Genomic DNA, 10,700 nt, shown 5'->3' with positions numbered 1-10,700 from the left:
GATGTCTAAAACTGTGCGCTCGTTATCCAAATGCTGCCGTCAACTTTTCAGTGCGGCGCTATCGATTCCCTGGTCTTAAATAGACTATAGTGCAAATCTAAAAATTTCAGTCAGTTAAGAACGGAAATATAGCAATTTTGAAGCATTCTGACACTGTTTATCTATTGGACTCTAGTATCTATATATTTCGGGCCTGGTTTGGCATGCCTGACACCCTGTTGGATGAAAACGGGAGACCGGTCAATGCAGTTTACGGATATTTTCGCTTGTTATTGCAGCAAATCCGTTCGCTGGAGCCACATTATCTGGTTGCGGCCTTCGATGAAAGCCTCTTTAACGGATTTAGACATAATCTATACCCAAATTACAAATCCAAAAGGGCGTTGCCGGATGAAGCATTGGCCTATCAATTGGATCTGTGCAAACTGTTAACGCAGGCTGCGGGCATAACCTGCCTGGCGGACCAAGACTACGAGGCGGATGATCTGATCGCCTGGGCCGCTGGAACGGCCCACAAACAAAGTAAACGCTGCGTGGTGATATCGCGCGATAAAGACTTGGCCCAGGTGATTCGTCCCGGGGATAGTTTGGTGGACTGGGCAAGTGGCACTGAATCAAGTTATGAGCAATTGTGTGAACACTGGTCGCTGCGGCCAGAACAGATTGCCGATCTGTTGGCCCTAATGGGCGACGCGGCTGACGGAATTCCCGGTATACAGGGGATTGGCAAAAAGACCGCGACGCGTCTGCTGCAGCAGTTTCCTGATCTGGAAACGCTGTACGACCACCTGGATGAAGTTCAGGGTCTACCTGTTAGAGGGGCAAAAGGGCTGTACTTTAAGTTGGCAGGGCATCGAGAAGAGGCACTCCTGTTTCGCGAGTTGACCCGCTTGAGGCCCCCGCAACAGCACATTGCACTGGAGGTTATGACAGTGGAGCGGGCATCGATGGAAAAACTGATGACTTTGGTTAAGCAACTGGGCCTGGGTGTCAGATTTGAAAATCTGATCCGGCGTTTCTTTTGATCAGTGCCATAGTCCGCGACGCCTTGATTGAACGCTTGGTGTCAGAACGGGGGCCAGGTTACCGCAAAACACGGTTTCGGGAGCGCGCTGGGAGCAGCATAGACACGTCGATGGAAGGCCATGCTCCCGGAGAGGCACCGGTTTTTATAAAAAGCGCACCGGTCACCAGTCTGGATCGGTTTTTAGCGGAGGCGCGCGGATTGGAATTGCTGGCGCAATGTGAGGCCATTCGGGTGCCGGAACTGGTGTTTGTTGAGGTCTGCGCTGATGCGGCTGTGTTGCTGCTGGAGTTTGTGGAACTGCATCCGGTTGGTCGACATGAAACCCGGATGGGGGAAGCGTTGGCGGAGCTGCATGGTATCCAGGTGCCGCATTTCGGCCTGGACCACGATAATTACATTGGCGCAACACCGCAACGCAATATCTGCCGAGATGCACTTCAATGCAAACAATGGTGGCATTTTTTCTGTGACCTCCGTCTGCAGTGCCAACTCGAGCTTGCTCAAGACAAAGGCATGACACCACTTACAATTGAAAAATTAAGGCAAATAATTCAATCTGTGCCAGGGAAATTAGCCCACCACCAACCGCCTGCCAGTTTGCTGCATGGTGATCTGTGGAGCGGGAATCTGGCGGTGGATTGTACCGGTAAGCCGACCTTGTTTGATCCTGCTGTGTACTTTGGTGATGCCGAAACGGATATCGCTATGTCCAAAATGTTCGGAGCATTAGGTCGTCGGGTTTATCAGGTTTACGACGCATTAACAGAAAAGTCAGAGGGCTACGAACTGCGGCAAAGGTTGTATGATTTATATCACTGGTTGAATCACTTTAACTTGTTCGGCGGCCGCTATTTGGGTCGGGCCGAGGTTGCGATAAACGAATTAGTGCACGAGCTGGAATAGAAAATGAAAATTGTTGTGGATGAAAATATTCCTCTGGCAGAACAAAGCTTCGGCGCGCTTGGTGACGTTGTGCTGGTGGCGGGAAGGCAGCTGCAAGCCGCCGACCTACGGGATGCCGATGCTTTGATTGTTCGCTCGGTTACACAGGTGAATGAGCACTTGTTGAAAGGCACTCCGGTCGGTTTTGTGGGATCGGCAACCATTGGTGTCGATCATATAGACCAACATTACCTGCGACAAAACAATATTGCTTTTGCTAGCGCCCCGGGCTGCAACGGGCGATCGGTTGCTGAGTTTGTAATTACCGCTTTGCTGGAATTGGAAAGTATACGGGAGTTTGATCTGGCCGGTAAATCCGTCGGTATTATTGGCGTCGGCAATGTCGGCTCTGCTTTGCAGTCTTTATGTGAACCGCTGGGACTTACGGTGTTGCCATGCGATCCGCCGCGCCAGGCCCGCGGGGTATCGGGCCTGGTGTCAGAAGAGGAAGCCTGGCAGGCCGACATTGTAACGCTGCATGTGCCCTATGAAGAAAAAGGCCGTTTCGCTACCCGCCATCTGGGTGATGCCTCGCGTTTGAATGCTCTGGTTGAAGGCGCTGTATTGATCAATACAGCGCGTGGTGCCGTGGTGGACAACATGGCGTTAAGCCGGGTGCTCGATAGTCGCTACGATCTGTCTGTGGTGCTGGATGTTTGGGAAGGTGAGCCTTTTATTAACCGGCAGCTCGCAAACCAAGTGGACATCGCAACACCCCATATTGCAGGTTATAGCTACGATGGCAAAGTAAAGGGCACCTGGATGATTCTGGAGGCTTTGTGTCGTTATCTCAATACAGAGCCACCTTTGCGATATAACAACCTTATCGATGATAAGCTGAATGTTGTTTTGGATTTTAGCGACCGTCAAATAGAAACCCCGCAACGAGCGATAGAGATAATCCAACGGGTATACGACATGCGTGAAGATGATATCGGATTGCGCACGAGCATGCAGTTACCTCGGGAAAAAAGGGCGTTGGGATTTGATGCTTTACGCAAAAGTTATCGGGTGCGACGTGAATGCAGTACTGTGGTCCTGCGTGGGGCCGGTTATCTCAAATCGGTGCTTTCTGAGCAGCAGTTTAATCGGGTGTGCGCGATGGGGTTTCAGTTAATTGAATAGTCTGAGCAGGGTTTCCATCGGCTTGATCGTTAATCCCATCGCCGGTATCGGCGGTGCGGTTGCGCTAAAAGGCAGTGACGGTGAAAACACCGTGCAGCAAGCGATAGAACGCGGTGCAATACCCAGGGCTGCACAAAGAGTTGGCTTGTTTTTGGATGCGCTCTCCAGTTATAGCGACAGAATCGATTGGTTTTGCTGGGGTGGATCGATGGGTGAACAAAGCCTGCGCGATCACCATTTGAGTTGTACCGTGGTGGGTGCCGCCAAGGGCGACGTAACCCACGCCAGTGATACTATTCAGGCTGCCCAAGCGTTAAAACAAGCCGGGGTCGATATGATTGTGTTTGCCGGGGGGGATGGAACGGCGAGGGATATGGTTCGCGCTGTCGGCACATCCATACCGGTGTTAGGTATTCCGGCGGGAGTCAAAATACATTCTGGCGTTTATGCGGTTCACGCGCGTGGTGCAGCGGAAATTATCGCCAAGATGCTCAGCTCCCAGTTGGTCAGCGTCGGTGAGATGGAAGTGCGTGATATCGACGAAGAAGCGTTTCGCAACAACAGGGTGCAAACCACCTATTTCGGAGAGCTTCTGGTGACTGCCGAGGAGCGCTATCTGCAGCATGTTAAATGTTCCGGGCGCGAAGTGGAGGCACTGGCACTGCAGGATATCGCCGCCTTTATAATTGAGAATCTCCAGTCGGATCATCTTTATATACTGGGGCCAGGCACCAGCACCCGGGCTATTACGTTGGAATTGGGCTTACCCAAAACGTTGCTGGGTGTCGATCTCTTGCTTAACGGGGAAATCGTACAGCTGGATGCTACAGAGCAACACATACTGGAATGGATGTCGCAATATCCAGCGACCATCGTAGTGACCTTAATAGGAGGTCAGGGGCATATTTTCGGCAGGGGTAATCATCAGATCAGCCCGGCGGTAATCAGGGCTGCAGAAGACATCACCATTGTGGCGACCAAATCAAAAATCAGGGAGTTGCAGGGGCGTCCGTTGCTGGTCGACACCTGGGATGCAGATTTGAATGCGCAATTAAAGGGCTTCCGCAAAGTGGTGACCGGTTTTGAAGATTCTGTTTTGTATGCGGTAGAGGGCTGATGAAAGGCTAATAAATGGGCTTATTTTGCTGGGAAAGGATGACCCGCGGACGCGGGTCATCTGCTTTAATCATGCGTTTCTCAGAGCTGCAATGCGATCATCCAAAGGTGGATGAGATGAAAATAACGAGGCAACCTTTGCGTTACGGATACCGAATGCCGTCATGGTTTCGGGTAATTCATTGGGTATTTCCATTTCCGCTTTTAATCGCTGTAGCGCGCGGATCATGGGGTCACGACCCCCTAGCTCGGCGCCCGCGGCATCTGCTCGAAACTCTCGCCAACGGGAAAACCGCATGACGATGATACTGGCCAGAATCCCGAAAATCATATCAAAGATGAACACCACTGCCATATGACCGAACATCCCCAAACCGCCTCGGCCTTCGCTGTCGCGGAAGAACTGGTCTATGGCGAACGCGGCAATGCGTGCGAAAAACATGACGAAGGTGTTCATCACACCTTGAATCAGCGCCAGAGTCACCATGTCGCCGTTAGAAACGTGGCCAATTTCGTGGGCCAACACGGCGCGAACTTCATCACGGTCGAAGCGACTCAGTAAGCCGGTACTGACTGCAACCAGGGCCGCATTTTTATTCCATCCCGTGGCAAATGCATTGGACGCATTGGATTGAAAAATCCCGACCTCGGGCATTTTAATCCCGGCCTTATTCGATAACTCCTGCACGGTTTCCAGTAACCATTGCTCAGCCTGGTTCTGTGGCTGGTTGATAACCTGGGTCCGGGTGCTCCATTTTGCCATGGGCTTGGAAATCAAAAGCGATACGAGCGAACCCGCGAAGCCAAACACGGCACAGAAAATTAGCAGGGATTGCAAGTTAAGGTTGGTTCCGTTTTGCTGCAGATAACCGGGAACGCCCAGCAAGCTCAGTGTGATACTGGCAACAGCAATAACGGCAATGTTAGTACCGAGGAACAACAGAATACGTAACATGATTGACGTTTGACCTCTCTAATGTGGAATCATGATGCAAAGATGGTGCTTAATTAATTTTTTTCAACTGGTTGGTGGCGTTCAGTAACTGTTCGTTAGACCACCAAATCAACGGAAGTTCTTCGACATATCATGTCATTGTTTGATGAAAGATTAAAGACTTGTTTGATGTGGTCTGTATCCAATGGCTCAAGATGGTAAACTGCGCGGCGTTTCCGGCCCTGACTTATGACCCGGGGCGATAACCATACATTAATGAGGGAGATAAAATGGGTGTGAACCTGGTGATGCCGTCCAGCCTGGATGCCCTGCATGTGGTGCTTGCAGCGTTAGTTGTTCTGTTATTTATAGTGGCCCTGATGCGGGGCGGAAAAACATCTCCGGACGTGGGTAACGAAACCGGCCAAGCCGAAGGGGCAGACGCCGCGGCTACTGAAGACACCACGCCGGTGGTGGACGTTGCGCCCGCTCTGAAAACCTCAGACCCAGACTCGGCCTTGCAGCTACTGGGGCTATTGCAGCAGGAAGCTCGCTTTATCGATTTTTTGAACGAAGATTTAACCGGCTTCTCCGATGCTGAAATCGGTGCTGTTGCCCGAGTCGTTCACGAGGGCGGAAAAAAATTATTGGATCAGTATTTTTCATTACAACCGGTGCGTAGTGAAGACGAAGAAAGCACTGTAATGCTTGAAGCCGGTTTCAACTCTGCCGAAAACAGGGTGACCGGTAATGTGTTGGGTGAGCCACCCTTTAAAGGCGTTTTAGTGCATCGTGGTTGGCGGGCAGTGAAAGCGGATTTGCCTAAATTAGCGAGTGGTCACGACGCCCGGGTGATCGCTCCGGCCGAGGTGGAATTATGAGTGAGAGCAGTCGCTTCAGCGTTGGAATTGACCTGGGAACCACCAATTGTGTTGTATCTTATGTGGACCTGCAAAGCGATCACGATGAGCCGGTGCACGAGATTTTCCCGATTCCCCAGCTGACTCAGCCCGGAAATGTAGAAAGCAGAAACCAGTTGCCGTCCTTTCTTTACCAGCAGCACGATGCCGAAGTGTCTGCAGGCGAGCTGGCATTACCCTGGGGCAGCGTATCTGGCGCTCCGCTAACCGGTATGATCGCCCGCCACCTGGGTGCGAAAACGCCAATGCGGTTGGTTGCCAGTGCAAAAAGCTGGTTGGGGCACAGTGGTGTTGACCGGCGTTCCGATTTTCTACCATTAAACGCGCCGGAAGAAGTTCAAAAGACGTCACCTCTGGCGGCCTCAATGGCGTATTTGTCTCACCTGAAATCAGCTTGGGACCAGCAACACCCGGATCACCCCTTACAGGACCAGGACATAACATTAACGGTGCCGGCGTCATTCGACCCCGGCGCACGGGACCTCACCGCAGAGGCCGCACGCAATATCAGTCTAAGCCGGCTGACGCTGCTGGAAGAACCGTTGGCGGCGGTTTATAGCTGGGTCAAAAACAGCAGAGACCAATGGCGTGAACAGGTTAGTGTGGGCGATGTGGTATTGGTGGTGGACGTTGGAGGGGGCACCACGGATCTTTCCCTGGTGGCGGTCACCGAGGAAGACGGCAATCTGACGTTGAACCGGATAGCGGTGGGTGATCATATTCTTTTGGGTGGCGACAACATGGATCTGGCGTTGGCCTACCGGGTCAAAGCCAAACTGGAAGCGGACGGCAAGAAGCTTCAGCCCTGGCAAATTCAGGCATTGACCCACGGCTGCCGAGACGCGAAAGAAATCCTATTGAGCCAGAACGATGAACAATCGGTGCCATTGGTCGTGCCGAGCAGGGGCTCAAAGTTATTGGGTTCGACGTTACGCACGGAACTGACACGACAGGAAGTAGAGGAAACCCTGATCGATGGCTTCTTTCCCCGATCCGACATAACGGAACATCCCCGACAAGTTCAACGTGCAGGCTTGACGCAACTGGGCTTACCTTATGCCCAGGATGCGGGTGTAAGCCGCCACCTGGCTGCATTCCTTTGTCGCCAATCAGATGCAGCGGCGGAGTTGTTCGGCAGTGCGGGACAATTCATCAAGCCCACGGCGCTACTATTTAATGGTGGTGTGTTGAAAGCGCCGGCATTGGCGCAGCGTTTGTTGTCCGTGATTAACGACTGGTTGTCTGGGGCGGGAGCGGAACCTGCTCGGTTACTTGATGGTGCTGATCTGGATTTAGCGGTGGCCAATGGAGCAGCCTACTATGGTTTCGTGCGTCAGGGCCATGGTGTTCGTATCCGTGGTGGCTTGGCTAGCGCCTACTACGTAGGAATTGAAAGCGCCATGCCGGCCGTACCCGGTATGCCGCCGCCGTTGCAGGCTTTGTGCGTCGCACCTTTCGGCATGGAAGAGGGTTCAGAGACTGCGCCAACCCAGCAAGAATTCGGCCTGGTGGTTGGAGAACCGGTGCAATTCCGTTTTTTTGGCTCAACTGTGCGCCGTGATGATCAACCTGGGGCGTTGCTGGATGACTGGGATGACGAAGAATTGGAGGAATTGGCTCCCATTCAGGCACTGCTCACAGCGGATGGGCGAAAGGAGGGCGAGGTCGTTGCGGTTCGCCTGGCGTCCTGCGTAAACGAGTTGGGCACACTCTGCCTGGAAGCGTTGTCACAGCAAGATGGAAAGCGTTGGCAGGTGGAATTTGAGGTGCGGGATTAAAAAGAATGAGTAAACCTGATTCTCCTCGATTTCTGGTCGGAATTGATTTGGGTACCACTCATACGGTGGTGTGTTACGCCGACCTGTCACAAGATGTGGCGACCGCTGTACCAGCCATATTCGAGATTGAACAATTAGTGGGGCCGGGAGAAGTGGCCCCCAGGCCCCTGTTGCCTTCGTTTCGTTACCATCCCGCGGCCGCTGAATTAGCTCAGGACCAACTGGTATTGCCTTGGCCTCGGACCCATCTGCCGGGTGATGACGGTGTTTACATCGTTGGCGAGTATGCCCGCGAACTGGGTAGTAAAGTGGAAGGCCGGCAGGTAGCCAGTGCCAAGAGCTGGTTGTCCCATGACAAGGTTGACCGTTCGGCAGAAATCCTGCCCTGGGCGTCAGCGCAGGATGTGGTAAAAGTATCGCCAGTCGTGGCCTGTGGTTCTTATCTGTTGCATGTCCGCTGTGCCTGGAACCACGCTCACCCGGATGCGCTGCTGGAACATCAGGAAATCGTTATTACCGTGCCGGCTTCTTTTGATGAAGCGGCGCGGGCACTGACCTTGCAGGCAGCCGAATTGGCGGGTTTACCAGCAGTGACATTGCTGGAAGAGCCGCAAGCGGTTTGCTATGACTGGTATTATCGGCATAAAGATACCGCAGCTGATGTGCTGGCCGATGTCAGGTTATTGTTGGTAGTCGATGTGGGTGGTGGAACCACCGATCTGAGTCTGATCCAGGTTAAAACCGATGCCGGTCAGTTGGCTTTAAACCGAATAGCTGTGGGCGATCATTGGATGTTGGGCGGGGATAATGTTGACCTGGCTATCGCCCGTATTGCGGAACAACGGATTTGTGCTTCAGGAAAAGCGCTGAGTGCGGCGAGTCTCAGTCAATTGATTCAGCAAAGTCGCAACGCGAAAGAACTGCTGCTGAGCCATGATCCTGTTGAAAAAGCAACGGTGACCGTGGTCGGCGGTGGCGCCCGATTAATCGGCGGTGCGCGCAGCGCAGAGTTAACCCGTGCAGAGATTCACAGTCTCGCCCTCGACGGTTTTTTTCCTGCTATTCCCTTTGCAGAGCTACCCAAGCGGCGGGGCAGTGCGATCGTTGAGTTTGGTTTGCCTTATGCTCCAGATCCGGCCGTCAGCAAATACCTGTCCTTGTTCCTGAGTCAGCATCAGGACAGCTGCCGCAAAGCGTTGGGACTGGACGGGCAACAGACGGCGATTCCGGATGCGGTGTTGTTTAATGGGGGGGTGTTTAACAGCCCGGTTTTACATGCGCGAGCGCTGGCGGTGTTATCCGACTGGCGGGGCCGGAATGTAGTTGCGCTTCAGAATAATCGCCCCGATCAGGCAGTCGCTTTTGGCGCTGTTGCGTTTGCGCTGGCTAAACACAGCAAAACCTTGCGCATCGGGGGTGGTTCTGCACGGTCCTATTTTCTGCAGGTGGAGGGCCAAGATGGAGCAACCCTGGGAGTGTGCATTCTACCCAAAGCGACAGAAGAGGGGGTCGAGGTTGCGTTAGCAGATCGTCAGTTTGCATTGCAGGTCAATCAGCCTGTTCAGTTTATGTTGTCCTCCTACAATGGGGACGAGACATTTTCCGCCGGACAGCTGGTTTCAATGTCAGACGTGGCCGAGGCGACAGTGGCGGATGACCGCTTTCAAAAACTACCTCCCCTGGTTGCAGCGCTGGACCATAACGATCTTCAGAAAGAGGTCGCGGTGACGTTAGTAACCCGCCTGACCGAAGTGGGGACACTGGATCTCTACTGCCAATCTCAATCCGACGACCGGCGATGGAAAGTCGAGTTTCAGTTACGCAAAAACCTGCAGTTGGCACACGCTTATCAGGAAAGCGTATTGCCGCCCCGAATAGATGACGCTATTGCCGAGATTGAAGGGGTATTCGGTGCCAGCGACAAAAATGTGGACGCGCACGCAGTTAAACGCTTACGCCCCACGCTGGAAAAGTTGTTAGGCAATCGGAACGAGTGGGATTCGGCGTTATCCCGCGCCTTGTTTGATGCCTTGTGGGAACGCCGCAAGAAACGCCGGCGTTCACAGAACCATGAGCGGATCTGGTTTAATCTGGCTGGCTTTTGTATTCGTCCAGGTTTCGGCTATCCGGCGGATGACTGGAGGGTCGATAACATTTGGTCCTTGTATCAACAGGGACTACAATTCAATAAGGAAAATCAATCCTGGGCAGATTGGTGGACGTTCTGGCGACGTTTAGCCGGCGGCCTGGACCAGACTGCCCAACAACGTATATACAAAGATATAAGTAAGTTTCTGAATCCGTCGTCCACCCGCAACTTAAAACTGAAGACGGAAATAAAGAACAAGTCCTACGACGATATGGTGCGTTTGGCAGGGGCATTGGAAGAATTACCGATTGCAACTAAGCTCGAATTGGCAGGCTGGTTTATTAAACGTTTGGAGAAATCCAGCGAAACCCAAACCACCTGGTGGGCATTGGGGCGCCTGACCGCAAGAGTCCCTTTTCATGGCGGGCTGGAAACAGTCATTCCACCTGATAAATTAGCGCCGATGTTAAAGTCCGTGATGGCGCAGGATTGGCGCAAAAACCAAAATGCCGCTTTTGCAGCGGTTATGATGGTACGCATGACCCACGATCGCAGCCGGGATTTGGCAGAATCTGTACGCAATTCTGTGATCGAAAAATTAGCGGCGGCGAAAGCCCCCGATCTCTGGCAACGGATCGTATCGGAGTACGTCGAACTGGATGAAGCAGACAGTAAGCGTGTTTTTGGCGAAGCGTTACCAGTCGGGCTGAAGCTGTTAGCAGGCCCTGAGCGGAAACGGTGACAGTATCGCTACTCGATTGAGCACGTC

General features: G+C 52.8%; 8 protein-coding genes. 7 read left to right on the top strand and 1 reads right to left on the bottom strand.

The annotated features are described in order from the left end of the window. The first annotated feature begins 137 nt into the window (after positions 1-137). From FT643_RS10875 to FT643_RS10860, 4 genes are read left to right on the top strand one after another with little or no spacing between them, the layout of a single operon-like run. Positions 138-1,025: a 5'-3' exonuclease gene (locus FT643_RS10875; protein WP_156871409.1), complete on the top strand. Its 888-nt coding sequence runs from the start codon at positions 138-140 to the stop codon at positions 1,023-1,025. Further along, positions 1,022-1,930 carry a fructosamine kinase family protein gene (locus tag FT643_RS10870; protein WP_156871408.1) on the top strand — a complete coding sequence of 303 codons (909 nt, stop codon included), beginning with the start codon at positions 1,022-1,024 and terminating at the stop codon, positions 1,928-1,930. The genes FT643_RS10875 and FT643_RS10870 overlap by 4 nt, the downstream gene beginning before the upstream one ends. A 3-nt stretch (positions 1,931-1,933) precedes the next feature. Beyond that, positions 1,934-3,094, top strand: coding sequence for a 4-phosphoerythronate dehydrogenase (locus FT643_RS10865; RefSeq protein WP_156871407.1), 1,161 nt, complete (start codon positions 1,934-1,936; stop codon positions 3,092-3,094). After that, on the top strand, positions 3,087-4,211 hold the full coding sequence (locus tag FT643_RS10860) for an ATP-NAD kinase family protein (protein WP_156871406.1): 1,125 nt from the start codon (positions 3,087-3,089) through the stop codon (positions 4,209-4,211). Before FT643_RS10865 ends, FT643_RS10860 begins: the two co-directional genes overlap by 8 nt. A 69-nt stretch (positions 4,212-4,280) precedes the next feature. Here the strand turns inward: FT643_RS10860 and htpX are convergent, their stop codons facing one another. Further along, positions 4,281-5,165, bottom strand: a complete 885-nt coding sequence (gene htpX, locus FT643_RS10855; RefSeq protein ID WP_156871405.1) for a protease HtpX — start codon at positions 5,163-5,165, stop codon at positions 4,281-4,283. Between the two features lie 269 nt (positions 5,166-5,434). On the opposite strand from htpX, the gene FT643_RS10850 reads away from it, so the two are divergent. Genes FT643_RS10850 through FT643_RS10840 form a run of 3 tightly spaced genes read left to right on the top strand, consistent with a single transcriptional unit; the run spans position 5,435 to position 10,673 of the window. Continuing rightward, positions 5,435-6,025 (top strand): DUF2760 domain-containing protein, encoded by a 591-nt coding sequence (locus tag FT643_RS10850; RefSeq protein ID WP_156871404.1) that lies wholly within the window; start codon positions 5,435-5,437, stop codon positions 6,023-6,025. Beyond that, positions 6,022-7,842 (top strand): Hsp70 family protein, encoded by a 1,821-nt coding sequence (locus FT643_RS10845; protein ID WP_156871403.1) that lies wholly within the window; start codon positions 6,022-6,024, stop codon positions 7,840-7,842. The genes FT643_RS10850 and FT643_RS10845 overlap by 4 nt, the downstream gene beginning before the upstream one ends. A gap of 5 nt (positions 7,843-7,847) precedes the next feature. Further along, positions 7,848-10,673, top strand: a complete 2,826-nt coding sequence (locus tag FT643_RS10840; RefSeq protein ID WP_156871402.1) for an Hsp70 family protein — start codon at positions 7,848-7,850, stop codon at positions 10,671-10,673. Positions 10,674-10,700 lie beyond the last annotated feature (27 nt).

The organism is Ketobacter sp. MCCC 1A13808 (assembly GCF_009746715.1).
Taxonomy (GTDB): Bacteria; Pseudomonadota; Gammaproteobacteria; order Pseudomonadales; family Ketobacteraceae; genus Ketobacter.
The sequence above is the reverse complement of the archived record's forward strand: the minus strand, read 5'-3'. Positions and strand labels throughout refer to the sequence as shown.